General features: G+C 35.3%; 21 protein-coding genes and 1 other RNA gene. 16 read left to right on the top strand and 6 right to left on the bottom strand.

Annotated elements, in window-relative coordinates; all coding sequences use genetic code 11:
• The first annotated feature begins 40 nt into the window (after positions 1 to 40).
• The 7 genes from pgk (at position 41) to AB4Y30_RS12780 (ending at position 9,009) form a co-directional block, all read left to right on the top strand.
• Positions 41 to 1,222 (top strand): phosphoglycerate kinase, encoded by a 1,182-nt coding sequence (gene pgk / locus AB4Y30_RS12810; protein ID WP_368652626.1) that lies wholly within the window; start codon positions 41 to 43, stop codon positions 1,220 to 1,222.
• 87 nt (positions 1,223 to 1,309) lie between these two features.
• Positions 1,310 to 2,065, top strand: coding sequence for a triose-phosphate isomerase (gene tpiA / locus AB4Y30_RS12805; protein WP_368652625.1), 756 nt, complete (start codon positions 1,310 to 1,312; stop codon positions 2,063 to 2,065).
• The gene (gene gpmI, locus AB4Y30_RS12800; protein WP_368652624.1) at positions 2,065 to 3,603 is read left to right on the top strand and encodes a 2,3-bisphosphoglycerate-independent phosphoglycerate mutase; all 1,539 of its coding nucleotides are present in this window, start codon (positions 2,065 to 2,067) and stop codon (positions 3,601 to 3,603) included. Before tpiA ends, gpmI begins: the two co-directional genes overlap by 1 nt.
• A gap of 12 nt (positions 3,604 to 3,615) precedes the next feature.
• Positions 3,616 to 4,902 carry a phosphopyruvate hydratase gene (gene eno, locus AB4Y30_RS12795; RefSeq protein WP_368652623.1) on the top strand — a complete coding sequence of 429 codons (1,287 nt, stop codon included), beginning with the start codon at positions 3,616 to 3,618 and terminating at the stop codon, positions 4,900 to 4,902.
• A gap of 427 nt (positions 4,903 to 5,329) precedes the next feature.
• A complete protein-coding gene (locus AB4Y30_RS12790; RefSeq protein ID WP_368652622.1) occupies positions 5,330 to 6,142 on the top strand; it encodes a serine hydrolase in 813 nt (270 codons plus the stop codon).
• 64 nt (positions 6,143 to 6,206) lie between these two features.
• Positions 6,207 to 7,799, top strand: coding sequence for an ABC transporter substrate-binding protein (locus AB4Y30_RS12785; protein WP_368652621.1), 1,593 nt, complete (start codon positions 6,207 to 6,209; stop codon positions 7,797 to 7,799).
• Between the two features lie 31 nt (positions 7,800 to 7,830).
• Positions 7,831 to 9,009: an aminotransferase class I/II-fold pyridoxal phosphate-dependent enzyme gene (locus tag AB4Y30_RS12780; protein WP_368652620.1), complete on the top strand. Its 1,179-nt coding sequence runs from the start codon at positions 7,831 to 7,833 to the stop codon at positions 9,007 to 9,009.
• Positions 9,010 to 9,080: 71 nt separating this feature from the next.
• Here the strand turns inward: AB4Y30_RS12780 and AB4Y30_RS12775 are convergent, their stop codons facing one another.
• Together AB4Y30_RS12775 and AB4Y30_RS12770 are read right to left on the bottom strand one after the other, a co-directional pair.
• Complete coding sequence (locus tag AB4Y30_RS12775; protein WP_368655224.1) at positions 9,081 to 10,025, bottom strand: lysophospholipase; 945 nt, start codon at positions 10,023 to 10,025, stop codon at positions 9,081 to 9,083.
• Positions 10,012 to 10,413 (bottom strand): RidA family protein, encoded by a 402-nt coding sequence (locus AB4Y30_RS12770; RefSeq protein WP_368652619.1) that lies wholly within the window; start codon positions 10,411 to 10,413, stop codon positions 10,012 to 10,014. Before AB4Y30_RS12770 ends, AB4Y30_RS12775 begins: the two co-directional genes overlap by 14 nt.
• A gap of 169 nt (positions 10,414 to 10,582) precedes the next feature.
• Between AB4Y30_RS12770 and secG the strand changes: the two genes are divergently transcribed.
• From secG to AB4Y30_RS12735, 7 genes are all read left to right on the top strand, one after another.
• On the top strand, positions 10,583 to 10,813 hold the full coding sequence (gene secG, locus AB4Y30_RS12765) for a preprotein translocase subunit SecG (RefSeq protein WP_368652618.1): 231 nt from the start codon (positions 10,583 to 10,585) through the stop codon (positions 10,811 to 10,813).
• Between the two features lie 427 nt (positions 10,814 to 11,240).
• Entirely contained in the window at positions 11,241 to 11,987 is a 747-nt protein-coding gene (locus tag AB4Y30_RS12760) for an alpha/beta hydrolase (protein ID WP_368652617.1), read from the top strand.
• A gap of 40 nt (positions 11,988 to 12,027) precedes the next feature.
• The gene (gene rnr, locus AB4Y30_RS12755; protein WP_368652616.1) at positions 12,028 to 14,274 is read left to right on the top strand and encodes a ribonuclease R; all 2,247 of its coding nucleotides are present in this window, start codon (positions 12,028 to 12,030) and stop codon (positions 14,272 to 14,274) included.
• Between the two features lie 63 nt (positions 14,275 to 14,337).
• Positions 14,338 to 14,802 (top strand): SsrA-binding protein SmpB, encoded by a 465-nt coding sequence (gene smpB, locus AB4Y30_RS12750; protein WP_368652615.1) that lies wholly within the window; start codon positions 14,338 to 14,340, stop codon positions 14,800 to 14,802.
• 110 nt (positions 14,803 to 14,912) lie between these two features.
• Positions 14,913 to 15,273, top strand: a transfer-messenger RNA (tmRNA) gene (gene ssrA, locus AB4Y30_RS12745).
• A gap of 356 nt (positions 15,274 to 15,629) precedes the next feature.
• Positions 15,630 to 16,328 (top strand): response regulator transcription factor, encoded by a 699-nt coding sequence (locus AB4Y30_RS12740; RefSeq protein WP_368652614.1) that lies wholly within the window; start codon positions 15,630 to 15,632, stop codon positions 16,326 to 16,328.
• The gene (locus tag AB4Y30_RS12735; RefSeq protein ID WP_368652613.1) at positions 16,303 to 18,132 is read left to right on the top strand and encodes a sensor histidine kinase; all 1,830 of its coding nucleotides are present in this window, start codon (positions 16,303 to 16,305) and stop codon (positions 18,130 to 18,132) included. Before AB4Y30_RS12740 ends, AB4Y30_RS12735 begins: the two co-directional genes overlap by 26 nt.
• 438 nt (positions 18,133 to 18,570) lie before the next feature.
• On the opposite strand, the gene AB4Y30_RS12730 is transcribed toward AB4Y30_RS12735, so the two are convergent.
• Positions 18,571 to 18,831 carry a hypothetical protein gene (locus tag AB4Y30_RS12730; protein ID WP_368652612.1) on the bottom strand — a complete coding sequence of 87 codons (261 nt, stop codon included), beginning with the start codon at positions 18,829 to 18,831 and terminating at the stop codon, positions 18,571 to 18,573.
• A 189-nt stretch (positions 18,832 to 19,020) separates the two neighbouring features.
• Positions 19,021 to 19,383 carry a YxeA family protein gene (locus AB4Y30_RS12725; RefSeq protein ID WP_368652611.1) on the bottom strand — a complete coding sequence of 121 codons (363 nt, stop codon included), beginning with the start codon at positions 19,381 to 19,383 and terminating at the stop codon, positions 19,021 to 19,023.
• A 582-nt stretch (positions 19,384 to 19,965) separates the two neighbouring features.
• On the opposite strand from AB4Y30_RS12725, the gene AB4Y30_RS12720 reads away from it, so the two are divergent.
• Both AB4Y30_RS12720 and AB4Y30_RS12715 read left to right on the top strand, forming a co-directional pair.
• Positions 19,966 to 20,949 (top strand): ABC transporter ATP-binding protein, encoded by a 984-nt coding sequence (locus tag AB4Y30_RS12720; RefSeq protein ID WP_368652610.1) that lies wholly within the window; start codon positions 19,966 to 19,968, stop codon positions 20,947 to 20,949.
• 2 nt (positions 20,950 to 20,951) lie between these two features.
• A complete protein-coding gene (locus tag AB4Y30_RS12715) occupies positions 20,952 to 21,977 on the top strand; it encodes an ABC transporter ATP-binding protein (RefSeq protein ID WP_368652609.1) in 1,026 nt (341 codons plus the stop codon).
• Positions 21,978 to 22,400: 423 nt separating this feature from the next.
• On the opposite strand, the gene AB4Y30_RS12710 is transcribed toward AB4Y30_RS12715, so the two are convergent.
• Both AB4Y30_RS12710 and AB4Y30_RS12705 read right to left on the bottom strand, forming a co-directional pair.
• Entirely contained in the window at positions 22,401 to 23,627 is a 1,227-nt protein-coding gene (locus AB4Y30_RS12710; protein ID WP_368652608.1) for an amidohydrolase family protein, read from the bottom strand.
• Between the two features lie 113 nt (positions 23,628 to 23,740).
• Positions 23,741 to 24,826, bottom strand: coding sequence for a hypothetical protein (locus tag AB4Y30_RS12705; RefSeq protein WP_368652607.1), 1,086 nt, complete (start codon positions 24,824 to 24,826; stop codon positions 23,741 to 23,743).
• Positions 24,827 to 25,294 lie beyond the last annotated feature (468 nt).

The raw sequence follows: 25,294 nt of genomic DNA, 5'->3' as shown, positions 1-25,294 counted from the left end.
GCACATGGAATTATTTTATTTAAAGGAGAGTTACTCATAGATGAATAAACAGTCAGTTGTGGATCTCGACGTTAAAGGAAAGAAAGTATTTTGTCGAGTTGATTTTAATGTACCAATGAATAATGGTGAGGTAACAGATGATACAAGAATTAAAGCGTCTATGCCAACAATCAAGCATCTTGTTGAAAATGGGGCTATCGTTATTTTAGCGAGTCATCTTGGCCGTCCAAAAGGCGAAGTGAAAGAAGAATTACGTCTTGATGCAGTTGCTAAGCGCCTAAGTGATTTAATGGCTAAAGAAGTATATAAATCTGATGAAGTATACGGAGAAGAAGTATACACGAAAATTGATGAAATGAACGAAGGAGAAATTCTATTACTTGAAAACGTTCGTTTTGAAGCAGGAGAAGAGAAAAACTGCCCTGAATTAGCAGAGGCTTTTGCACGTATGGCTGATATTTATGTCAATGATGCTTTTGGAGTATCTCATCGTGCGCATGCATCTACTTCTGGTGTAGCAGAAAAATTACCTGCTGCTGCTGGTTTCCTACTAGAAAAAGAAATTAATGTATTAAGTAAAGCATTATTGAACCCAGAACGTCCCTTCACATCAATTATTGGTGGGGCGAAAGTAAAGGATAAAATTGAAGTAATTGATAACCTATTAGATAAAGTAGATCATTTATTAATTGGTGGTGGACTTGCGAATACTTTTATTAAAGCAAAAGGGTTTGAAATTGGTAAGTCTTTAGTAGAAGAGGATAAAATTGATTTGGCCAAAAGCTTTATGGAGAAGGCAGAGGAAAAAGGAGTTCAATTTTTAATTCCTGAAGATGTAGTAATCGCAAATGAATTTTCACCAACTGCTGACACAAAAATTGTTGATGTAGATCAGATTCCAGCAGATTGGCAAATTTTAGATATTGGGCCTAAAACAAGGGATACATATAGTAATGTGATTGTAGAATCAAATTTAATTATCTGGAATGGCCCAATGGGTGTTTTTGAAATGGACGCATTTGCAGGTGGTACAAGAGAAGTTGCTATCGCATTAGTTGATACAAGTGGTTATACAATTATTGGTGGTGGAGATTCTGCAGCTGCCATTGAAAAATTCGGATTTGTAGATGAGATGGATCATATTTCTACTGGTGGTGGAGCTTCCTTAGAGTTTATGGAGGGCAAAGAACTACCAGGAGTAAAAGTATTAAATGATAAATAATTATATAGATGTAGCAAAATAATCTTAAATAAAAATGAGTGTTCAAAAAGCTATCATTGAAATGACTTCTTTGGAAAAGGTGAGTGTATGCGAAAAAAAATCATCGCTGGAAACTGGAAGATGAATCATACGACAGTAGAAATAAATAAATTTATGGAAGAATTAACTGAAGCAAAAGTTGGAAATGAAGATGTAGAGGCTATTATTTGCGGTCCATTTCCATACTTATCCTTACTAGTGGATAAAGCTAATCATACGGCATTAAAAATTGGTGCTCAAAATATGCATTTTGAGGAAAATGGAGCTTTTACTGGTGAAGTAAGTCCACTAATGTTAAATGATTTAAACATCAGTCATGTGATTATTGGGCATTCTGAGCGTAGAGAATATTTTGCAGAAACAGATGAGACTGTAAATAAAAAAGTACAAGCTGCTTTTGCAAATAACCTTACTCCAATTGTTTGTGTAGGAGAGACGTTAGAGCAACGTGAAGCAGGGGAAATGTTAAGTCATATCGAGAAACAGGTTACTGCTGCTTTAAATGGATTAACTGGAGAACAAGTAGCACAAACGATTATTGCATATGAACCAATTTGGGCTATTGGTACAGGTAGAACAGCTTCAAGTGCAGAAGCAAATGAAGTATGTGTCCATATTCGTCAGGTAGTTCGTCAGTTGTTTACAAAGAACATTGCGGAGCGAGTAATTATTCAATATGGTGGTAGTGTTAATCCAGATAATATTCGTGAACTACTCTCACAAACAGATATTGATGGAGCACTTGTTGGAGGTGCTAGCTTAAAGGCTGCATCATTCCTACAATTGTTGGAGGAAAGTAAATAATGAATCAACCAAATGTAGTAGCAATGATTATTTTAGATGGTTTCGCATTACGCGCAGAAAATAATGGAAATGCTGTAAACCAAGCTAACAAACCAAATTTTGATCGTTATTGGAATACATACCCACATCAGACATTAAAAGCAAGTGGGGAAGCGGTTGGACTACCAGAAGGGCAAATGGGAAATTCTGAGGTTGGCCATTTAAATATCGGAGCAGGACGCATTGTATATCAAAGTTTAACTAGAATTAACTTATCCATTCGTGAGGGAGACTTTTTCCAAAAGGCTGCATTTTTACAATCTATTGAGCATGCGAAGAAAAATCAAACAAGTGTTCACTTATTCGGATTATTATCAGATGGTGGTGTCCATAGTCATATCGACCATTTATATGCATTATTGAAGTTAGCAAAAGAACAAGATTTTCATGATGTATATGTTCATGCGTTTTTAGATGGAAGAGACGTTGGTCCTCAAACGGCAGAACAATATATTATAGAAGCTGAAGATAAAATGAAAGAATATGGAGTAGGAAAATTTGCAACCGTATCAGGTAGATATTATGCAATGGACCGTGATTGTCGTTGGGATCGAGTGAAAAAAGTGTATGATGCAATGGTTTATCAGGATGCACCAAAATTTCAGTCAGCTATGGATGTTGTAAAGGATGGATATCAACAAGATATTTGTGATGAATTTATTATTCCGGCAGTAATTACAGATGAAAATGAAAAAACAATTGCAAGAATAGAGGATAATGATTCTATTATTTTCTTTAATTTCCGACCAGATCGAGCAATTCAAATTTCTAAGGCTTTTGCTAATCATGAGTTTACAGCATTTGATCGTGGAGAAAATCCACCTAAATCTATTAATTTTGTCATGTTTACAAATTATAGTGATCAAATTACAGCAAATGTAGCATTTGAACCAATTGATTTATCGAATACATTAGGTGAAGTATTAGCCGCGCATAAAATCAATCAACTGCGTATTGCAGAAACAGAGAAATATCCACATGTAACCTATTTTATGAGTGGAGGAAGAGAGGCTGAATTTGTAGGTGAAAAACGAATTTTAATTGATTCACCTAAAGTCGCTACATATGATTTGAAGCCGGAAATGAGTGCATATGAGGTTACAGATGCACTATTGGAAGAATTAGATCAAGGAACACAGCAAGCTATTTTACTAAACTTTGCTAATCCAGATATGGTTGGTCATTCTGGGAAACTAGCACCAACAATTCAAGCAATTGAAACTGTGGATGAATGTTTAGGTAAAATTGTTGATAAAGTGCTACAATTAGGAGGAGTTGCTATTATTACTGCAGATCATGGGAATTCTGATGAAGTAATTTGCTTAGATGGATCACCAATGACTGCACATACAACGAATCCAGTACCAGTTATAGTAACAAAGCAAGGCATTGATTTACGTGATGATGGTATTTTAGCAGATTTAGCACCAACCTTTTTAGATTTATTAGAAATTGAAAAACCAGAAGAAATGACAGGAAAAACGTTAATTAATCATTGAGGAGAGATAATTATGCCTTACATTACAGATGTTTATGCTCGTGAAGTATTGGATTCACGTGGAAATCCAACAATTGAAGTAGAAGTAGTAACAGAATCTGGAGCTTTTGGCTCTGCTATTGTACCAAGTGGTGCATCTACAGGAGAATATGAAGCTGTAGAATTACGCGATGGAGATAAAGACCGTTTTCTAGGTAAAGGTGTCTTGAAGGCAATAGATAACGTAAATGAAGTAATCGCTCCAGAAATTGTGGGATTTGATGTTACTCGTCAAAATATTATCGATCAGTTAATGATTGAATTAGATGGTACAAAAAACAAGAGTAAGCTTGGTGCAAATGCTATTTTAGGAGTATCTATGGCAGTAGCACATGCAGCATCTGTACATCTAGGTATGCCACTATATAATTATCTAGGTGGATTTAATGCAAAAACATTACCAGTTCCAATGATGAATATTTTAAATGGTGGAGAGCATGCAGATAATAATGTAGATATTCAAGAATTTATGATTATGCCAGTTGCAGCTACATCAATGCGTGAAGCTGTACGTATTGGCGCAGAGATTTTCCATTCCTTAAAAAATGTACTTCAAGATAAAGGTCTAAATACTGCAGTAGGTGATGAAGGCGGATTTGCTCCAAATTTATCATCTAACGAAGAAGCATTACAAACGATTAGTGAGGCAATTGAAGCTGCAGGATATAAGCTTGGTGAAGAAGTTAAATTAGCAATGGATGTTGCTTCATCTGAATTTTATAAAGACGGTAAGTATCATTTAGCAGGAGAAGGTATTGTCCGCACTTCAGAGGAAATGGTAGCTTGGTATGAAGAGCTAGTAGATAAATATCCAATTATTTCTATTGAAGATGGACTAGATGAGAATGATTGGGAAGGTCATAAGTTATTAACAGAACGTATTGGTAATCGTGTACAATTAGTTGGAGATGACTTATTTGTAACAAATACAGAGAAATTATCTGAAGGAATTAAGCAAGGTGTAGGTAACTCTATTCTAATCAAGGTTAACCAAATTGGAACATTAACTGAAACATTTGAAGCAATTGAAATGGCAAAAAGAGCTGGATATACAGCCGTTATTTCACACCGTTCTGGTGAATCTGAAGATGCAACAATTGCAGATATTGCAGTAGCTACAAATGCTGGTCAAATTAAAACAGGTGCTCCTTCACGTACGGATCGTGTTGCGAAGTACAATCAATTAATGAGAATTGAAGATGAGCTAGCTGGTGTAGGTCAATATGCTGGCGAAACAGCATTCTACAATTTAAATAAATAAACTTTAAGTAATAGTTAGGCGAGGCATTGAGCGATCATTTTTTGAGTGATTATTCAATGCCTCTCTTGTTTTTCTCTTGAAAATTTCGTATGATGAAAGAATAAATCAATTGTTTAATTCTATTCAAATTTCTGAAAATTGAAACCCGTTTATTTAAGTGCAACTTGATGATTCAAGCAGATGTGTTTATGAGATAAAAAAGTATAAAAATTGCGCAAATTAATGCTTATTCAGAGATAGCGCTGTCTAGGCTCCGAGCGCCAAAAACTAAGAGATTTCCCGTCACGCCCTACAATAAGTCAACATCGGCTCGTTACCTCACCGTGTTTCCTTTATCTCGGTTGTGCCGCTCCAATCTCTAAGTTTTTAAACGGGCGCTCTGCGCTTTTCGTTTTGCACTATCATGTAGAGGATTGGAGGAAATAGCTTGGATCAATTACACAAAAAAATTAAAAAAATCATTCATGCAGCAGATGGAGAATGGGGGATTGTTATAGAAGATTTAAATTTGAAAAAGAAATTTTCTATAAATGAGAAACAGCTCTTTGCTGCACAAAGTATTATTAAAGTACCAATTATGGCCGCAGTTTATGAGGCATATGAGCAAGGAGAATTTAAATTAAGTGATCCTCTTCCATTATTACGTGAACAGCTTGTTGGAGGAGCTGGAGTATTGCAGCATTTTTCTCCAGGAACCGAGCTTTCTATATATGATTTAGTGATGCTAATGATTATTCAAAGTGATAATACTGCTACAAATATATTAATTGAATTAGTTGGATTTGATCGAATTAATCAAGTGATGCAAGCTGGTGGAATGAAGGAAAGTCGATTAAAAAAGAAATTAATGATATTACCACATACAAAGGAAGATGTGGAAAATTACATATCAGCTGAAGACATTTATATTTTTTATAAAAATATAGCCAATGGAAAAGTCGTTTCTGGCTATAGTTGTCTACAAATGATTGAAATTTTAAAGAAACAACAATTTCGCAATGCTATTCCTTATGATTTACCAGAGAATGATAGAGAAATTATTGGATCAATACCAGAATGGGAATTAGCAAATAAAACAGGTTGGGATAGCAATTATCAACATGATGTTGGTATTTTATATGTGCAGGATCGTAGTGCGATCATTACAGCTCTTTCAAAAAATGCTGGAGCTAAAGTATCCTTGAATATCATCTCTAAAATAGGCAAAGAAGTTTATGAGTACCTAAAGCTAGTTAGATAAACAAGTTCATAACACCTAGGGTAGCTACATTAATCTAGAGCTTTTCAAATAGGGGGAAACTAAAGTGAGAAGGAATCACGTTTTATGCCTTTTAATGATTATGATGGTTTTAATGCTGGCTGCATGTCAATCTAATCAGGATGAAAATGAGCCAGAGGAAAGTGCAGATGAAGGACAGAATGAAGGCACATCAGAAGAAGGTCAGGTGCTGCATATTGCATTAAATGCACAGCCACCAACAATTGATCCACTTATAAGTACAGCTACAGTATCAAGGGATATTGCATTACAAATTTTTGAGCCGTTAATTACAATTAATGCTGGTCTTCAACCTGCACCAATGTTAGCTGAATCCTATGAAATAAGTGAAGATGGGAAAACAATCACATTTCAGCTACGAGAAGGAGTAAAATTCCATAATGATCAGGAAATGACCGCTGAAGATGTAGTTGCTTCCATGGAGCGTTGGCAAAATATATCTTCACGTGCAAAAGCGGCATTTAGTCAGTCCACATTTAAGGCTGATGGTGATTATACAGTTGTTTTAGAAATGGATAAACCAAATCGAACGGCACTAGCTGTTTTATCGAGTTCTACTCAATTTCCAGCAATTATGCCCAAAGAAGTAGTTGAAGCATCTGGTGATGAACCAGTAACAGATTATATAGGTACAGGACCATTTAAGTTCAATGAATGGAAGCAAGATCAGTATATTAAGTTAGAAAAGTTTGCAGATTATGTACCTAGAGATGAACCAAGTGATGGACCTGCAGGTAAAAGAGAAGCATTAGTAGATGAAATTATGTTTATGATTGCAACAGATTCTTCGACTCGAATAGCAGGCGTCAAATCAGGTGAATATGATATTGCAACAACGATTCCATTTAATAATTTCGATCAGATAGAAAATGATAACCAGGTTAGTGCATACATGGAGCCAAGTGGTTTTAACATAGTTGTGTTTAATAAAAAAGAAGGTCCATTTGCCGATCAAAAAATACGCCAAGCTGTTGCTGCAACCTTAGATATGGAAGCTATTTTACAAGCATCCTTTAATGATGAGCAATTCTATCGTTTGAATCCAGGGTTGATGTTAGAGCAGCAAGCAGATTGGTATACAGATGCAGGTAAAGAAAATTATAATCAAAATGATCCTGAAAAAGGAAAAGCATTATTAGAAGAAGCGGGATACAATGGAGAAGAAGTTACTTTTATTACAAGCAGAGAGTATGAAGACTTCTATAATGCCTCTGTTGTGATTAAGGAACAATTAGAAGCAATTGGAATGAAGGTAAATTTAGAAGTATTTGACTGGGCAAGTGTTGTTGAAAAACAAGGAGACCCAAGTGCATATGATGCATTTATTACTGGGTTTGGAATCAACACAGATCCAACGCAGTTTCTATTTTTAAATTCGAAAAATGAATGGGCTGGCTGGACTCAAAGTGATGAAATCGATCAGTTGATTGAAGATATTCGTGCATCAGGCTCTGATGAGGAAGCATTGGAAATTTATGAGCAGTTACAAATCGAAGCTTGGAATTACCTGCCGGTTTTAAAATTAGGAGATAAGAACTTTCTATATGCTGTAAATAATAATATTGAAGGATTTCAAGATGTTATTGGTATGGCATTATGGAATGTCACAAAAAAATAAAAATAAACTATAAATGAAAAGGTGAGAAATAATGTCATTAGAATTAAATCGTAGAGCAGCAAATGTTAAAGTTCCTGGAACAAGACAATTAGCCAATTTACTTGCAAATGATATTGATGCAACAAATTTAACCATTGGTCAGCCTGATTTCCCTACACCTGAGCGTGTACAACAGGCAGGAATTCGTGCCATCCAGGAAAATAAAACATCTTATTCACATAATTTTGGAATTATCGAAGCAAGAAGGGCTATAGCTTCCTTCTTCCAAGATAAATACAATGTAGAATATGATCCAGAAACAGAAATTCTAATCACTAGTGGCTCTAGTGAGGGATTAGATTCTGTATTCCGTACAATTTTAGATGAGGGGGATGAAGTGGTTATTCCAGCTCCAGCTTATATGAATTACCAAGCACCAATTGAATTAAATGGAGCAAAAGCTGTCTTCTTCGATACATCGGATACTGGATTTCTCCCAACAGCAGAAAAATTAGAAGAAATGATTAACGAAAATACAAAGGCAGTGCTCTTTAACTATCCAACAAATCCAACAGGTGTAACGATTCCAAAAGAAGTGATGGATGAATTAGTGGAAGTACTTGTTAAGCATGATGTGTATATCGTTTCTGATGAAATTTATAGTGAAAATGTATTTGGTATGGAGCATCATACATTTGCTGCTTATCCAGAAATTCGCGATCGTCTATTTTTAATTCATGGATTATCGAAGTCACATTCCATGACAGGCTGGAGAATTGGTTATGTATTAGCACCAGCTGAATTATTAGCTTATGTATCACGTATTCATGCATATAACTGTGTATGTGCAAATATACCAGGACAATATGCAGCTGTTGAAGCATTAACGAATTGCCGCGAAGCTTCTGAAGAAATGAACAAGGAATATATCAAGCGTCGAGATTATTTATATAAGGCATTAACAGAAATGGGAATTGAATCTGTATTGCCAAATGGAGCTTTTTATATTTTCCCATCCATTAAGAAATTTGGCATGAGCTCACAGGAATTTACAATGCGCTTATTAGAAGAAGGTGGCGTAGCTGTACTCCCAGGAAATAATTTCACAGAATATGGTGAAGGATTCATCCGGATATCTTATTCCTATGCAATGCCTGAATTAGAAAAAGGAATGGAAAAACTAAAAGCATTTGTCGAAAAGCTTGAAAAAGAAGCTTCTGTGGAAGTTTAAAAGAATATGTAATGGGGCTACTTAGAAAACTGATTTTCTAAGTAGCCCCAAATTTATGGTGCTTAAAAAAATTAAGATTTTGCATCATAACCATTAAGCCAACTTTTAATTGCCTGGTAAGTTTCTTGTTTATTTATTTCATTTAATATCTCATGTCGTCCACTTGTGATAAGCATTGTCGTTATTTCTTCGAGACCTAACTGGTGATAGAGTTTTGCTGTTTTCCATATTCCTTTTCCATAACCACCTACAGGATCAGCATCTCCACTAATAATTAATAGAGGTAAATCTTTACGAATCATTTGATTATAGCGTTTGCGATGAATATGTCCTAACCCATCCATTAAATCATAGAAAAACCTTGCTGTAGGCACAAATCCACAAAAAGGATCATCTGTATATTTTTGAACTTCCTGTTTGTCCTGAGAAAGCCATTCGAAGCCATTTCCATGATCAGGGATTTTTTTGTTATAGGAACCAAAAGCGAGTTTATTCATTAAATGTGATTCTTTTTTGGCAGGTAGTATACTTGCTAGGAGTTTGGCTGATGAGGATGTTATTCTAGGGAAATAACCAGTTCCACATAAGATAACTCCAGCAATATCATGGCTATATGCTTGCATATATTTTCGAGCAAGAAATGACCCCATACTATGTCCAAAAAGAAAAATAGGAGTTTGTGGATAAGCCTCTTTTATATGCTTAGTAAGAGAGTGTAAATCCTCAGAAACTTTATGGAAACCATCCGACTGAGAAAAATACCCTAGTAATCCTTGTTTCTCTCCCGTACGCCCATGTCCACGATGGTCATTTCCATAGACATGAAAACCATGTGAAACGAAGTAATTAGCAAAATCATCATAGCGTTCAATATGTTCTGCCATACCATGAGCAATTTGGATAATGGCTTTTGGTGGTTCTGTGTTTTTCCATCTCTTTACATATATTTCTACTTGATCATTCATGGTAAGCCAATATGCATCCCAAGATAAAACCCCTCCATTAAAATGAATCATCAATTTCTTTACATGCCCAAGCGTCTATTTCAACTTTAAATATTGGTGCTGCTAACGCTACAACATAAAGCATTGTTGTGCAAGGAAGATGTTCACCTAGAAAATCTCCAATTATTTTTCTTCGATGATCGGCATCAAAATCTCCAACTAGATAGAATACCATTTTTGTTAAATCTTCTATATTCATCAGAGCTGCTTCGAGATTTCTTTTTATATTATTTAACGCGATTTGTAATTGCTTCATTGGATCTTCTGGGACTTTACCGTCTACTTCCATTCCGAGTTGACCAGATAAGGTGAGCCATCGCTGGGCTCCTGTTGTTTCTATTTGATGGACATATGGTGCAACCGGTGGGTGTATGGATTCTGGATTAAGTGATTTTTTCAATGGGAATCTTTCCTTTCTTATTAAGGTTTAATCTATTATATCAGTTTTTGGACTATTTCCTATTCAACCATATAAAAGGCTCAGTCAAAAAAGGCTTGATTAAAAGAAGAAATTTGTGGTAAAATAGTCAATATGTATTTGTCGTTTTTTACAGGGGGTGCTTTAAATCATGGGAATTTTAGTTAATACATTACTCGTAATAGATGCAGTGGTTATCATTATTTTAATTTTATTGCAGTCTGGAAAAGCAGCGGGATTATCTGGCGCGATTTCAGGTGGAGCGGAACAATTATTTGGTAAACAAAAGGCACGTGGAATGGACTTAGTTTTACATCGTTCTACTGTGGTAGCAGGTATTATATTTTTTGTACTTGCATTTGCTGGTGCTTATATTATTTAATGAAAAACAAACCCTTATTACGACAGTGTGATAAGGGTTTTTTAAATGGATAGGAAAGTACAAAATTTTTCCAAGGTTAGTTCTTATTTGAAGCTAGCGCTGTCTAGCTCCGAGCGCCAAAAACTAAGAGATTTCACGTCACACCCTACAATAAGTCAACATCGATTTTGTTTTATAAGGAAGCCCAACTAAAACCAGGCTAAAGCCTAACGTTGGATACCCCTAAAGGGGCATGTTTCCTTTATCTCGGTTGTGCCCCTCCAATCTCTACGTTTTTCGACGCATAGGATGTGCTAGTGCAGGCGTTGCGACAGGACGTCGCGCTCTTAGCCTGTAAGGGCGCTCTGCGCTTTTCGTTCTTGGATTTTAACCGAGATAGTTTAAATAGATTCTTTAATGTAAGATGAATGAAGGAGTGTCATAAGCATTGAAAATTGTACAACCAAGACCATTTACTTTCCAAGCGGGTCCTCGCGCAGTTTTATTATTACATGGATTTACTGGACATTCAGCAGATGTGCGAATGCTTGGAAGATTTTTAGAAAAAAAAGGATATAGTTCACACGCACCAATATATCGTGGGCATGGACTAGCTCCTGAAGCTTTATTAGATGTACACCCTGAAGATTTTTGGGAGGATATATTAGCAGCTTTTAATCACTTAAAGGAATTAGGCTATCAAGAAATAGCAGTTGCTGGTCTTTCACTTGGAGGAGCTCTAGGTTTAAAATTAGCATATTCGGAAAAAATAAAAGCAATCATTCCAATGTGTACACCAATGTTCTTTGATAATGAGGCACAATTAACTGCTGGATTCAAAACATTTGCAAAAGAATATAAGCAATTGGAACGTAAGGATGAAGCGACCATTGAAGCAGAGTTGAAGGAAATGGAAGCACCTGCATTAGAAGTGCTTAAGGAAATGGGAAGCTTTATCACATCTGTTAGTAAAGAAGTGGACAGTATTTATACACCAATTATGGTGGTACAAGCAGAAAAAGATGAAATGATTAATCCTGAAAGTGCCAATTATATTTATGAGCAAGTAGAGTCAGATTATAAAGAAATAAAATGGTACAAAAATTCGGGACATGTTATTACATTGGGACAAGAAAAAGAAGTACTTTATGAAGACATTTATCAGTTTTTAGAAACGCTAGATTGGGAAGAATAATAATAGTGTAAGAAAATATAGAGAAAGAAGGTGAAAGCAAATGAGTATGGAATTAAGAGAAAGAATTTTAACCTATTTTAAAGAAACTAGCTCTAAACCATTATCTGTAGAAGAAATAGAGGAAGTTTTTGAAGTAGAAGGTTCTGAACAATTTAAAGAGTTAGTTGTTCTGTTAAATGAATTAGAGGAAGCAGGAGAACTTGTTCGAACAAGAAAAAATCGCTTCGGCTATCCAGAAAGAATGAACCTTATTCGTGGTAAGATCCAAATGCATAAAAAGGGATTTGCTTTTTTAATTCCTGATGAAGAGGGGAGAAAAGATGTTTATCTTCATCATACGGATCTTGGAAATGCAATGCATGGTGATAAGGTATTAGTTCGCTTAGAGAAACCAGATATTGGTGATAATCGACCAGAGGGAACGGTTGTCCGAATTCTAGAGCGTAGTATAGATGAAGTGGTAGGTACTTATGATGAAGGTAGCTCATTTGGATTTGTTATCGCAGATAATCAACGAATTGCGAATGATATATTTGTGCCTAATGGAAAATCACTCGGAGCTGCTAGTGGTCATAAAGTAATTGTGAAAATCACAAAATATCCAGAAGGTCGTAAAAGTGCTGAAGGAGAAGTTATTAGTATTCTAGGACATAAAAATGATCCTGGTATTGATATTCTTTCTATTATTCATCGTTATGGGATGAGTAATCAGTTTCCAGAAGAAGTATTGGAGCAAGCGGCAGAAACAGGTGAGAAAATTACTGCTGAGGATTTAGCTGGTCGTCGTGATTTACGTGATCAGACGGTTGTAACCATTGATGGTGCAGATGCGAAAGACTTAGATGATGCGGTTTCCGTTAAAGTATTGGAAAATGGAAATTATCGATTAGGCGTGTACATAGCTGATGTTAGTCACTATGTAACAAAAGGTTCGCCAATGGATAAGGAGGCATATGAACGTGGGACAAGCGTTTATTTAGTTGATCGAGTAATTCCGATGATTCCTCATCGACTTTCTAATGGAATATGCTCCTTAAATCCACATGAAGATCGTCTAGCAATGGGCTGTGAAATGGAAATAGATTCTCGTGGAAAAGTAGTAAAGCATGAATTATTCGAATGTGTAATTAACTCAAAACAACGAATGACCTATCATGATGTCAATCAAATTTTAGTTGAACAAGATCCTGCTTTATGTGAGAAATACGCTGACTTTGTTCCGATGTTTGAACAGATGGAACAGCTAGCAGCAGTACTACGAAATAAACGAATGGATCGTGGAGCTATTGATTTTGACTTTAAAGAAGCAAAAGTACTTGTGGATCCAGAAGGAAAGCCTACCGATATTGTTTTAAGGGAACGTTCTGTAGCTGAACGACTTATTGAAGAGTTTATGTTAGCTGCTAATGAAACGGTTTCTGAGCATATGCATTGGTTAGACGTTCCATTTATTCATCGTATTCACGAAGATCCTGATCAAGGGAAATTACAAAGCTTTTTTGAATTTCTAAATACATTAGGTTATCGAATAAAAGGAACTGCAAATGAAATTCATCCACAGGAGCTTCAAAAGGTGCTTGAGCGCGTGGAAGGTAAACCCGAAGAAATGGTTGTTTCTAAGCTAATGCTTCGCTCCATGAAGCAAGCAAAATATGCGGAGGAAAATGTCGGGCATTTCGGATTAGCTACAGAGTTTTACACGCATTTCACATCACCAATTAGAAGATATCCAGATTTAATTGTGCATCGTTTAATTCGTAATTATATTTTGCAACAGAAGCTAGATGAAGAAACAATTGCTTCTTGGAAGGAAAAACTTCCAGAAATCGCTCGTCATACTTCAGAAATGGAACGTAATGCAGTAGAGGCAGAGCGTGAAGTAGATGATTTGAAGAAAGCTGAATTTATGGCTGATAAGGTTGGCGAGGTATTTACTGGAATCATAAGCTCTGTTACGAACTTTGGGATATTTGTTGAATTACCAAACACGGTAGAAGGGTTAGTCCATATCAGTTATATGCTCGATGATTACTATCATTTTAATGAGAAAAATATGGCATTAATTGGTGAACGCACTAAAAATATTTACCGTATCGGTGATGAAATAAAGGTCCAGGTAGCACGAGTTAATCTAGATGAACATGCGATTGATTTTGCGATTGTACAGGGACAAACAACGAAAAAGGCAAAAACAAACGGAAAGTCAAATGATAAAAAATCGAAGACAAAAAGAAAGCCAAACGAAAATAAGACGAAAGCAAAGCGAAATAAGAAAAAGAAAAAATAATATGTAAAATTGCTGATGTTTTTGTATCAGCAATTTTACTAACATAGCCAAAGGGGGAGAAATATGGCTAAAGGTATGGGGAAAACCATCGCTCAAAATAAGCAGGCAAGACATGATTATTTTATTGAAGAGACGTATGAAGCTGGTATCGTACTCCAAGGCACTGAAATTAAATCGATTCGTAATGGACGAGTAAACTTAAAGGATGCCCATGCACGTATTTCAAATGGCGAGGTAGTAATTATAAACATGCATATTGCTCCATATGAGCAAGGCAATCGCTTCAATCATGATCCAACAAGAACTCGTAAATTATTATTACATCGTCAGCAAATTGATAAGTTAATAGGTCTTATCCAACGACAGGGCTACACACTTGTTCCAATAAAACTGTATATAAAAGATGGATTTGCTAAAATCCTATTAGGTATTGGAAAAGGTAAAAAATTACATGATAAGCGACAAGATCTTAAACAAAAGCAAATGAAAAGAGATATTGATCGTGAGTTAAAGGATAGAAATCGTTAGAAAGAAACGATTTAGGTATCTTTATTTTTATAGCTATTTATGCTATAATGAACTTCGCTAGGCAGTTGTCTAGTTAGATAATGCTCTATTACTCGAGCGTTTCTCTTTACGGGGACGTTACGGATTCGACAGGGGTAGTTTGAGCTCAGGTGGCGCGTCGAGGTTACGGCTCGTAAAACGTTACAAGCCTATAATTGGCAAAGAAAACAATTACTCTTTAGCAGCTGCATAAGCTTAGCTAAAGGATCCTTCCTATTATCGTCCGTGTAATAGATAGAAGGGTCTCAACTTATAGCGGACTATACGGTTCTCCACCGTCTGAGGAGTAATCGTTGAAACCAATCAGACTAGCTACTTTCAAGCCTGTTGGTAGGCTCAGGAAGTAAGCGAACCATAATATACCAACTACACGTGTAGAAGCCTGAGTGGCGATACTTTTGGACGCGGGTTCGATTCCCGCCGTCTCCATATGATGGAATTAAACAGTGTCAAAATCCTTGTAAATAAGGTTTTTGGCACTTTTTTATTTAGAATTGATAAAAAGGATTTTCAAGATAAGCTTATACATGAACTGCATAGGCTTTCTGGTATAGAAACATCTGACGGAATTGAAAAAGAAAAATAACTTGTTAAAAGCTTGCTAGTGCAGGCTTTTTTTTCTTGATTTTCATTTCGATCTTTTTTGATTGGAATATTAGTACACATCTGATACATGGGTTTTTCAGGTATAATGAATGGAATACATTAAGAAATTTGTAAGATTTATATACATATGATTGAAAGATTCAATCGTTAATCTAGATATAGGTTATAGGAGGTACGTTGCAGTGGATACGAAAATATTGGTGGTAGACGATGATAAGGAGATAGCAAATGCGTTAGACAAGTTACTATCCATGGAAGGATATGAGGTGATTAAGGCTTATAATGGCTTAGAAGCGCTAGATGCATTAGTACAAAATAATATTCAACTCATACTTTTAGACGTTATGATGCCGAAACTTGATGGACTTTCTACTACCTTAAAAATTAGAGAGCAAAAGAATATACCCATTATTATTTTATCTGCAAAGTCAGAAGACAGTGATAAAATATTAGGGTTATCCATGGGAGCAGATGATTATGTAACGAAGCCATTTAACCCAGATGAACTAATTGCTAGAGTGAAAAGTCATTTGCGAAGATACATCACATTAGGAGATGTTGGTAATGTCACTCATAATGCCCAGCTTACAGTTGGAGGATTGAGTCTGAATAAAGAGTCTAAACAATTATTAGTAGATGGTGTTCCTACTCGATTAACTCCTACTGAATATAAGATATTGGATCTTTTGTTGACTAATGCTGGGGTGGTTTTTTCAGCTGAACAAATCTATGAAAAGGTATGGGAAGAACCTGCTTATTCCGTTGAAAATACGGTAATGGTCCATATAAGACGTATCCGCGAAAAAATCGAAATAAATCCTAAAGAACCTAAATATTTAAAGGTGGTGTGGGGGATTGGGTATAAAATTGAAAAATTTTAGCCGAAATACAATAACAAAATCTGTAGCATTTTTTATAACGGCTATAATGATTTCGATGGCTATCATACAACTACACAATGTAGATTGGGATAGGTATAATATAGAGCCATTAATAATCGAAACATATGGAGAAAGCAATACATTTATGAATGAGTTGGATAATGCTTTTACTGAGGTATATTCAAATTTTAAAAATAACGAAGAGACATCAATAGATGATGTGAATTATATTTATTATCTAACGGATGGTAAGGAAACCTTAACGAACAGAGAGAATTCTAGTCCAGAGGATTTTGAAAACTACAGTAATTATTTCTATGAATATGATCAGGGTACAGTTAAATATAATGGGAATGCTTATGAAAATTTCCCATATTGGTTTAATGAATATTGGTTTAGTGAAGATGTAACCATATATATTGCTTTTGCAGATGCATATATGAACGCAAAGCAAGAAGAGTGGAATGATCTTCATCATACACTAGATGTTCAGGCAAAAGAGTTTGCAATATATATTATCATAGCATTAATACTCATTATTTATTTAATCGCTGTTGCAGGTAGAAAACCAAATAAAGAAGCGTTACAAACGAATTGGTTAGATCATTTATACAGTGAAATTTTATTAGCACTATTTATTTTACCAATTATAGTTAGTTTTATATATGTGATAGAGAACTATTACTATTATGCTAATGTGCTTCGAACACCCTCACTTCAAACGTCTTATTTATATTTAATTGGAACAGTAACTGTAATAAGCACTTTATTGTCTGGGGTAGGATTATTAGCACTGGTAAGGAAAATCAAGGATAGAAGGTTTATAAAGGACTTTCTGTTCTTTAGAATATGTAATAAGATCATAGATTTTGCAAAAAGTTTCTTTGATGGTAGAAGATATGCAAAAACTCCACTAACTAAGAATTTGCATCAAAGGCAATTAGCTTTCATTATAGCTAGCTTTATTTTAGTATTACTAACTGCTATGTTAATCTATACCCCTTTAGTTATATTCCCACCAATGCTTGAGCTAGTGCTTATCTATTGGTATGTGAAATATAACAATAAGACATATGATGAAATCAACAAAGGCTTTAATGAAAGTTTAGAGGAACAGATGAAATCAGAAAGAATGAAAATCGAATTAATAACCAATGTTTCCCATGATTTGAAGACTCCTTTAACTTCAATCATAAGCTATGTAGATTTATTATCTAAGGAAACGGATCTTTCAGAGGCTGCAAGAGATTATGTTAAAGTCCTAGATGAAAAATCGGATAGATTAAAGAATATCGTTTCGGATTTATTTGATTTAGCGAAGAGTAATAGTGGGGATATTAACCTAAATTTAGAAACCATCGATATGAGAACATTGGTTGAACAAACATTAGGGGATATGGTAGATAATATAGAAGACCTCGGACATCAAATAAAAATGCAACTTCCAGATGGTCCTATAGAAATAGTTTCAGATGGGAATAAGCTTTATAGAGTCATTCAAAATGTGCTTGATAATGCATTTAAATATGCATTAAAAGGAACTAGGATATTTATTGAAGTAGAAGAAAAGAACGGTAGAGGAATAGTAACAATAAAAAATACTTCGTCATATGAAATAGATTTTACTGCAGAGGAAATACTTCAGAGATTTAACAGGGGGGATAAAGCGAGAACAGCAGACGGAAGTGGTCTCGGCCTATCCATTGCAGAAAGTTTTACACATGTTAGTGGAGGCAGATTTAAAGTAGATATAGATGGCGATATGTTTAAAGTTGTTATTAGCTTTCCTTTAGCAAAGAAATGATTTTGTTCTTTAAATACATGGTACAAACAACTTAACTTGACGTTGGTGAATGAAATTTTGGCATCCTGCTGGCAGGTCCTAAGATGGAAATTTACCAACGTTTTTTTATTGATATTGCTCATCTAAAAATTCAAGATAGAATTCCCCCGTTTCTCCGTCAAAAAATACATATATGATATTTTTTCTTTCTTTATCCCAACCAATAATTTTAATTAAGATAAGGCCTTCTTCAGGATGTTTTGTGATTCCTAAGTTGTATCCCTTTGCAAATATATCTCCTGGGTATAAATTTGTTATTTTTTTTTGCTTTCTTCAGTAGTTCAGGAGAGTCATATTTAATTTTTGACAAATCATTAATAAAATAGCTGTATGGACGATCCTCATCTCCTTCATTGGGTATTTCCAATCGTTCATTGATTTTACCGTCATGAATGTTTACTAAAATATGTCTCTCGTATTCGGTACACCAAAAGTGATGTTCCAATACCTGCGTTTCCCATTACTTCCAGCGATTTTTTTATCATTATCAACACTAGTTGCGTCTAGTAATCTCGCTTCTTGATGCCAAATTAAAGCTTCTGAATTAGCTAGGTTTATTGCTTGTTTTAAGGTTAATGATTTTGCTGGATTATTATTTTCAAGACAACCAGTAAGCAGTAAAGAGAATATAAGAAAAGATAAAATATATATTTTTTTCATAAGCAACTCCAAAAAAGTATTTTCTCGCTAAATATATTTATGATCTTAACCTTTCAATTATTAAAGAAACCGCTCAATAAAACATAGTGACAGAGCATCGAAAATAAAGATCATATTTAGGAGTTATTGTAAAAAATACAATACGAAATAGAATTTTATCATTACATTCTAAATGACAAACTTTTTATTTCACTTTAAATGCATTAAAGCTTTTTCTGGAATATCTTCTTCTGTAATTTCTACCCAGCCTTTTCCATAGCTGCCCGATGCGTCAATTCTCAGAAAGGCATTTGGACGTAGCTTTCTATCCATTACTTTAATAATTTCTTGTTCTTCTCCTTCTCCGTTATATCCTAAAAAAGCATAGCGATATTTTCCAGTCCATAGTTTTTCATAATTATCTTCTGTTGTTTCTACATAGTAGGTTTCTACTGGATGCTGCAATACCCAGTCTGATAATGGAATGATTCCGGCTGTAGCCTTTTGAATGAATATAAACATGATAGCTAAAATAATTAGTAATCCAATTAATAATTTCACTAATTTCTTCATAGCACGACACTCCTTTTTCCTTCTTTATTATCTTTATTTTAAGAAAGAAGTTCTCCTGTAGAAATTGATTTCTCTTACAGTTACCTTACATATTTGTAAGATAAAAATGCTCAACATTTTTTTTGTGAAGCATTTCAAATTTAAAAGTGGCACGGACCACGTACCAAAAGCGAAAATCTAACTTATCTTGGTGTTCATAAACAATAAGTCCTCCATGTGACAAATGAATATCTTAAATGTAAAGGACATATAGATCTAAAAGACGCTCTTCTTCTCCTTGATGTATAAGAAATTAGTAGCTTACTTGCAAATGAATTTTAAATTCTCATAGCATAAAGCGATGGATGGTCTTCTAGAAAGTCTGCATAAAAAGTCTGATTGGAGATAATGACATACTTCTTCCAGGAAAAAGACACCTCACCTATTTCAATTAAGATAAGATACTTCCACATCACCTAAGTAAGTTGGAGTGACATTAAGTCATGTATTTATAAGATAATTAGTGGTGGACAGGTAGTTTATGAGCGTGTTAAAAGCTGATTAATAAATATACTTATGATGATAAAAAAGGGGTGTATACCTATGGAACCGTTATTAAAAGTAGAAAATCTAAAAACCCATTTTTTTCAAAACAAAAGGGTCATACCAGCAGTAAATGGTGTCGATTTTCATATAAACAAGGGGGAAACGGTTGCGGTTGTTGGGGAATCAGGATGTGGAAAAAGCTTGTCCGCATTATCGATTATGCGATTAGTTCCTCAACCAGGTGGGAGAATTGTAGATGGCTCAATAAAAATGGGAGACATAGATTTAACGCAGTTGACCGAAAATGAAATGTGTAAAATTCGTGGAAAAGAAATATCGATGATCTTTCAAGAACCGATGACTTCTCTAAATCCAGTTCTAACAATAGGAGAGCAAATTATTGAAGTTATTACATATCACCAAATGCTTACACGTAAAGAAGCTGCAAAAAAAGCGGTGCAATTACTAGAAATGGTAGGATTTCCACGGGCAAAAGAGGTTCTTTCTGATTATCCTCATAGATTATCTGGAGGGATGAGACAAAGGGTGATGATCGCAATTGCCATGAGTTGTAATCCAAAGCTTCTTATCGCAGATGAACCAACAACAGCCTTAGATGTTACGATTCAAGCCCAAATTATGGAGTTATTAAAAGATTTAACTAAAAAATATGAGACTTCCATTTTGCTAATTACTCATGACCTCGGTGTTGTGTCGGAAATGGCAGAGAGAGTAATCGTAATGTATGCAGGGGAAGTCGTTGAGGAAGCTCTAGTAGATGATCTGTTTGATGCTCCATATCATCCATATACAGAAGGGCTTATTAATTCTGTTCCAACATTAACTGGCGAAATCACTCGATTACATGCTATTGAAGGAACAGTACCTTTACCAGGTGCTTTACCTAAAGGGTGTCGTTTTGCACCACGTTGTAGCAAGGCTTTTGATCGTTGTTTTGAAGAAAAGCCAGAATTAAAAGCGCCTACAGAACATCGTTTAGTGCGTTGTTTTTTGTATGAGAACCAGAAAGGAGAAAGTTAAGAATGGATATTACTATGAAAGAGGATCATGGTGCTGAAACACAAGCAGTAGATCAAGACGTTATTTTAAAAGTAAGTAATTTAAAAATGCATTTTCCTATTAAAGCTGGTGTACTACAAAGAACAGTTGGTCACATCAAAGCAGTAGATGGCTTAAATTTTGAAATTAAAAAAGGAGAAACATTTGGAATTGTTGGTGAATCAGGTTGTGGTAAATCTACTGCAGGTCGCTCCATTATTCGTCTATATAAGCCCACAGATGGAGAAATCATTTTCAATGGAAAAGATATTACTAGCCTAAATGAAAGAGAACTAAGAAACTCCATTCGTAAGGATATGCAAATGATCTTTCAGGATCCATATGCCTCGCTAAATCCGAGGAAAACCCTTGGGGGAACTTTAATGGAGCCATTAAAAGAGCATCGAATTTATAAGAACAATAAACAACGACTAACAAGAGTAAAAGAATTACTTGAGGTTGTAGGTTTAAATTCAGCATTTACTAATCGCTATCCACATGAGTTTTCAGGAGGACAACGACAAAGGATTGGAATTGCACGAGCATTAGCACTTGACCCTGAATTAATGATAGCTGATGAGGCTGTTTCTGCTTTAGATGTTTCTATCCAGTCGCAAATTATTAATTTGTTAGAAGATATCCAAGATGAATTTAACCTTTCTTATATATTTATTTCTCATGATTTAAGTGTCGTACGCCATATATCTGACCGAGTTGGTGTAATGTACCTTGGAAAATTTATGGAGGTTGCTGAAAAGAAAACACTTTTCCTGGAACCTCTACATCCTTATACACAATCTTTACTTTCAGCAGTCCCAACTGTAAGAAAGAAAGGTGAGGTAAAAAAAGAAAGAATTATTTTAAAAGGGGATCTGCCGAGTCCAGCAAATCCTCCGCCGGGTTGTGTATTTCATACGAGATGTCCAGCGGCTATGGATATATGTAAGCAAGCAATACCAGAATTACAAAAAATAAAGGCTAACCACTATGTTGCTTGTCATCTATATTAAAACTTGATAATACAAAAATTAGGGGGAAATGAGAAGTTGCTAGACATAGCTTTAAGTGCCGGACAGCAATCTATTTCGAGAATTGGTAGGAGAATCATGGACTATTTGATAAGGACACATTAGATAAATAATTAAACAAGTAAGGCGGACAGTCAAGACTGTCCGCCTTACTTGTTTAGCGTTAAAACTGCAGAATACAAACGCATGATTTTGGGGATAAGATAGCTATAAGGTTGATATATAGAAACCAGGATTACTTAAACCAATTGGAGGATTACAATGGGAAAATTAATTCGTAGACTGATTAAATATGGGCCGATTATATTTATAATTGTTAAGAAGATAAGGGACAAGCGTAAGGGAGATCATATCCAGACGAATAAAAAATGAACAGCGGATTAAGCTGTTCGCTTTTTTTACTTTTCATGACATAAGTCGATCAATTACCTTATTGCCATTAAAGTAAACCTGTTTGATTGCATTTATATCAGTTATCTCAAGACCTGGAATTCCTTCTGCAACTAAGAAATGAGCCTCCATACCAGGAGCAAGTGACCCAAAGCGGTTGCCCTTTTGTAAAATTTCAGCTGGATTTCGTGTTATAAGTGCAAGGATTTCATTTTCATTGTAGCCATGTTTTTTTAAAAATTGCATCGCTGGCTGGGCTAAAAGCATGAAAGCTTCTGGCCCTCTTAATGTTTGATTCTCGAATGGTAACCACTTGGCTTCTTCATGTGGAGGTAAATAAGAATCAGTTCCAATGGAAACATGAACATTATGCTTTACTAATTTTAAAATATCCTCTGGCGAATTTGGTTTAAGATGTGTTCCGCCTAGTGGAGTGGCAATTATTTTTACTCCTTTTTTGAATGCTTCCGAAATCAATTCATCTGAAATTCCATGTGCATGATGTAAGACATCAATTCCAGCATCTATTGCTAGCTTAATTTCCATTTCTCCACCAACATGAGCTCCAATTTGTTTGTGATAATGATGAAAAACTGTAACAAATTGTTTTATTTCATCTAGTGAATAAACCAATTCTCCCGCACGCGGTACTTGATTAGGAGTGAAATTTGCTGGGGTTGCGTTAATGAAAATATGCTCTCCTGGATAATCACTTTGTTTGGCCATATTTATGATAATGCGAGGATCTAATAATTCCTCGCGTGCAACAGGACGTGATTTTGTAATCGAAGTAAAGTGTGTTAATTCTTCAAAGCCGATTGAAATATTTGTTCCTGCAAAAGAAATATCAATCGGAAGGTCACGAACCATTTCTCGGTAATCATCAATAGAGAAATCTAAATTTGGATGACCGCAAATTTGCTCTCCAAGAGCAGTGATTCCTGAAACAAGTGCCTGAAATAATATTCCCTTTGCAGCCATAAAATGAGTCTCCCTAGTAACGGGATAAAGAGATGTAGGTGCAAATTCCAGCAAATGAGTATGGCAATCGACAAGGCTTGGCGTAATAACAAAATCACGATAATCAAGGATGGGGAGATGTGCGTAATTTCTCTTCATATCTTGCCATTTACCAACATCAGAAATCTTTCCATTTTGAACAACAAGCGCTCCGTTTTCAATTGTTCCAGTTTGACTAACCGTGACAAGTTTTTTTCCTCGAATGACATAATGATTATTCATTATAAATTCCATGCCTTTCGTTTCGCATGTGCACAAAGGATATTTGTGCATATGCGTTTTTATAGTAATGATAAATTCACTATAGAATGATTGAATCATTATTTATAAGAGATTTATCCTAGCAAAAATGGTGTCAAGAAATAGCCAAGTAGACATGCAGTTGCAAGTCGGATGATCATTCCAAGGATTGCTGCTTCTAATACTTGGCGTTCATTTAAGCTTGATGATTCTGCCCATGTCACAGGAATTTGCCCTAGAATAACGGATAGTGGTAATCCAGAATTGGCTATTACGAATGAACCGACTACAAATCGTGGGTCAATAGTTGTTGCTAAGTCAGCTAACTGTGCGACTGCGAGTGTCGGGGCAGCTAGAATAGATACAATTCCTGTGCCAGGTTCAATGCTAAGCAATGTAAGAAATGAACTTAAACTGGATTCAATAGCGGTCCATACATCTAAGAAATTTAAAATACCGATAAATGCAAACACAACAGCAACCGCAGGAATAATTGTTAATAGGAGAAGGCTAACCCCTTCTTTGGCGGAACCGAATAACGTATTTAGAAATCTTGTCTTTGGTGTGAAACGTGGTAATTCCGTTAATTCTACTTTTTTCGTATCTTGGTAAATGGTACGAGATAGGATAAATGGCACGATAATAAGCGGAGCGAAAATAGATAAGATAACAAGTGGGAAAGAATTGATCTCAAATACAGCCAGTGCGATAAGTCCTAGCACAAACGTTGCGAAAGATTGAGGGGATTGGATCATTGTTGCGATAGCGATTTTTTGCTCTGATTTTGTTGCTTTTGCTTTTACAAGGATTGGTGCAGCAATTTTTCCGGCTGCATTAATATCACCAAGGATATTATAAACGCTGGGAATAATGACGGCTGGATTGATTTTAAACCATCCCATAATTGGAACAAGTATTCGGATTAATCCATCTGTAAATCCTAATCTCTCAAGCATTCGCCCAATGATGACACTGACAATGATCGCAACACCAACCTCACTTGTTAAAAACGTATCAATCACAATAGGTTTGACTTCGCTGATAACAGTATCTAATAGCTCTGAAAGTTGATTTGGGGCTATGAAAAGCAGTAAAAGAGATATGATGACGAGAGAGAAGCCAGTGATTTCATAAATATGCCATGTCTTTCGATTTTTTGGTTTCTTTTGATTCAATGCCATGATTCACCTCCTCCAAACATGTTTCAACTGCATATATATAAGTTAAGACTCCCATTAAAGACGGGTATTTCAGAGCATGAGTAAATTTATGAACGCTTTCATAAAAACTTTAACGGGTGCCAGGTTTTATATTTTATGCTGGAGCGAATAATGTGTGTGCGAATACCTAGGATGAGAGGTTTTTCGGATCTTAGACAATTGGATAACCTCACACATAAGCAGTTTTTAGACGAATATGAACGCTTCGGTTATATTAGAAAGCACCGTCGACCCCCACTTCATGGATAGATGGAACGAAGGAATGTGTGCGCAAAGATGCTGTGAGAAGTGGGAGGTTTTGTTACCATGAAAATTAGTGGGAATAAGGTGCAATGATAGTTTTAGAATAATTTTTTTTAAAAATTAAAAAGGATGGCTTCTTAAGCGCACCCTTTTCTCAATTATTCGTTCTATTATTCTCCAATCCAA

It is taken from the genome of Ornithinibacillus sp. 4-3 (assembly GCF_040958695.1).
In the GTDB taxonomy this organism is placed as follows: domain Bacteria; phylum Bacillota; class Bacilli; order Bacillales; family Amphibacillaceae; genus CALAMD01.
The sequence above is the reverse complement of the archived record's forward strand: the minus strand, read 5'-3'. Positions and strand labels throughout refer to the sequence as shown.

Coding starts and splice junctions, on each gene's coding strand:
- tpiA (WP_368652625.1), top strand. CDS start 1,310: ATGCGAAAAAAAATCATCGCTGGAAACTGGAAGATGAATCATACGACA.
- AB4Y30_RS12775 (WP_368655224.1), bottom strand. CDS start 10,025: ATGATTCATTTTAATGGAGGGGTTTTATCTTGGGATGCATATTGGCTT.
- AB4Y30_RS12710 (WP_368652608.1), bottom strand. CDS start 23,627: ATGAATAATCATTATGTCATTCGAGGAAAAAAACTTGTCACGGTTAGT.
- smpB (WP_368652615.1), top strand. CDS start 14,338: ATGGCTAAAGGTATGGGGAAAACCATCGCTCAAAATAAGCAGGCAAGA.
- AB4Y30_RS12725 (WP_368652611.1), bottom strand. CDS start 19,383: ATGAAGAAATTAGTGAAATTATTAATTGGATTACTAATTATTTTAGCT.
- secG (WP_368652618.1), top strand. CDS start 10,583: ATGGGAATTTTAGTTAATACATTACTCGTAATAGATGCAGTGGTTATC.
- eno (WP_368652623.1), top strand. CDS start 3,616: ATGCCTTACATTACAGATGTTTATGCTCGTGAAGTATTGGATTCACGT.
- AB4Y30_RS12705 (WP_368652607.1), bottom strand. CDS start 24,826: ATGGCATTGAATCAAAAGAAACCAAAAAATCGAAAGACATGGCATATT.
- AB4Y30_RS12720 (WP_368652610.1), top strand. CDS start 19,966: ATGGAACCGTTATTAAAAGTAGAAAATCTAAAAACCCATTTTTTTCAA.
- AB4Y30_RS12730 (WP_368652612.1), bottom strand. CDS start 18,831: ATGAAAAAAATATATATTTTATCTTTTCTTATATTCTCTTTACTGCTT.
- gpmI (WP_368652624.1), top strand. CDS start 2,065: ATGAATCAACCAAATGTAGTAGCAATGATTATTTTAGATGGTTTCGCA.
- pgk (WP_368652626.1), top strand. CDS start 41: ATGAATAAACAGTCAGTTGTGGATCTCGACGTTAAAGGAAAGAAAGTA.
- AB4Y30_RS12780 (WP_368652620.1), top strand. CDS start 7,831: ATGTCATTAGAATTAAATCGTAGAGCAGCAAATGTTAAAGTTCCTGGA.
- AB4Y30_RS12715 (WP_368652609.1), top strand. CDS start 20,952: ATGGATATTACTATGAAAGAGGATCATGGTGCTGAAACACAAGCAGTA.
- rnr (WP_368652616.1), top strand. CDS start 12,028: ATGAGTATGGAATTAAGAGAAAGAATTTTAACCTATTTTAAAGAAACT.